Genomic DNA, 2,010 nt, shown 5'->3' with positions numbered 1-2,010 from the left:
GGCGAGGGCCGCGGACAGTCTGCGCAACTGACCGGTCCTTTCCGGGGGTTGGGGTGCTTCGGTCATCAATAGGTGAAGCGCGGGTAATATTTCACATGTCACGGGTCACGTGGAAGGGGTCGGGAGTAGTCGAGCGCATGCGAAAGGGGCGCCGCACTCCCGGTGCGGCGCCCCTTCACTGACGTGTCGTCAGTTCGCGGTGTACTCCACGGCCACGCTGACCACCACCAGCGCGCCGTACACCGCCGCGAGGGTGGTCCGGCCGGTGGCGTGCAGGGCGAGCGCGGCGACGCCGAGGACCAGCAGCTTGAGCACGATCTCGACGGCGAGCGGCTGACGGAACCTCGGCCCGCCCGCGGCCAGGAACAGCCCCCAGGCGGCGGCCGCCAGGGCCGGCGCCCCGATCCCCAGCAGCAGCCGGGTGCCCAGGCTGGAGCCGGTCTTGAACCCCCAGTAGCAGAGCGCCGCCAGCATGGCGAGCTCCAGCCCGAAGGCGAGGCCCGCGTTGGTCGCCGTCAGCGGGGTCCACTGCCGCTGTCCGACCGGGCCCGGTCTCTCGATCCTCATCCGCGCGTTCTCCCCGTCCCGCCGAGCCGCCCGGGCCGGGCGGCGGTCACGCGGAGTGTTCCAGTCCGGCCCGGGCGGATCAACGGGTCAGCCCAGGGACTTCCGGAGGAAGGCGAGTTCGACCGCGGCGAGCTGCTCGTTCACGCCACCCGGAGTCATGTGGGTGACGCCCGGCAGTGGCACCACGCTGTGCGTGCGGCCGGCCCGGGTGAGCTCCTGGGAGAGCAGCAGGGTGTGCGAGGGGTGGACGTTGTCGTCGGCCAGCCCGTGGATCAGCAGCAGCGGCCTGGACAGCCCGGGCGCGTCGGCGAGCAGGGAGTCGGCGGCGTAGCCCTCGGGGTTGTCCTGCGGCAGGCCGAGGTAGCGCTCGGTGTACGCGGTGTCGTAGAGCCGGAAGTGGGTGGGCGGGGCGCCCGCGCAGGCGGCGTGGAAGACGTCCGGGCGGCGCAGCACCGCGAGCGCGGCGAAGTAGCCGCCGTACGACCAGCCGCGCACGCCGACCCGGCCGAGGTCGAGGTCCGGGTGCGTCTGCGCGAGCGCGTGCAGGGCGTCGACCTGGTCGTCCAGGGCCGCCTGGGAGAAGCGGCGGAAGATCGCCCGGGTGAAGTCGGGGGAGACGAACGGGGTGCCCCGGTTGTCGGTGGTGACCACGGCGAAGCCCTGGTCGGCCCACCACTGGCGGAGCTGCCAGCGGCGCGGCTCGGTGGCGACGGCCTGGTAGCCGGGCCCGCCGTACACGTCCAGCAGGACGGGCAGGCGGCGGCCGGGGACGTGCTCGCGCGGGTACACCACGGCGGTGGGCAGGGCGCGTTCGGTGACCCGGGCGAACCGCGGGCGGACGGTGTACGGCAGGGCGGCGCTCAGGTCGGTGAGCGGCAGTTCGCGGCCGTCGCGCCGTACGGTCCGGCGGACGCCCTCGGGGGCGGCGGAGGTGAGCAGCAGGGTGTCGCCGGCGGCGAGCGCGGAGTGCACGCCGGGGCCCCGTGCGACGAGGACCGGGGCGCCGCCGTCCGGGTCGACCAGGTGGACGTACTGGTCGGCCGGGTCGCCCTGGCCGGTTTCGCAGAGCAGTCGGTCGTCGTACCAGCCGACCACCCGGCGGATCTGCAGCCCGGAGGTGTCCAGCGGCTTGCCGCCCAGGGCGAGGCCGCGGGCCTGCGGGGTGTCGTGGGAGGTGAGCAGGCGGCCGTCGGGCAGCCGGGCGGGGGTGCCGGGCAGGTCGTCGACCCAGAACTCGTCGGTGGTGCGCGAGAGTTCGACGGTCGCGCCGGTGGCCGGGTCGGCGGTCAGCAGCAGCACGTTCTGCTGGAGCCGGTCGGCGACGGTGAGCAGCACCTCGCCGTCCGAGGCCCAGGAGGCGGCGCACACGTACGGGAACTCGGCGGCGTCCCAGCGGATTCGCACCCGGGTGCCGTCGAGGCCGAGCACCCAGAGCTGGACGTC

At 74.4% G+C, this 2,010-nt stretch carries 2 protein-coding genes; both read right to left on the bottom strand.

The window, feature by feature from the left end:
* Nucleotides 1-189: 189 nt before the first annotated feature.
* Entirely contained in the window at nucleotides 190-567 is a 378-nt protein-coding gene (locus J0670_RS36740) for a YrdB family protein (protein WP_207817118.1), read from the bottom strand.
* 87 nt (nucleotides 568-654) lie between these two features.
* Nucleotides 655-2,010, bottom strand: a 1,356-nt coding sequence (locus tag J0670_RS36735) for a prolyl oligopeptidase family serine peptidase (protein ID WP_207817117.1), incomplete at its 5' end; no start/stop codon positions are given.

The sequence above is a fragment of the Streptomyces sp. FH025 genome, assembly GCF_017427025.1.
GTDB lineage: Bacteria > Actinomycetota > Actinomycetes > Streptomycetales > Streptomycetaceae > Kitasatospora.
The sequence above is the reverse complement of the archived record's forward strand: the minus strand, read 5'-3'. Positions and strand labels throughout refer to the sequence as shown.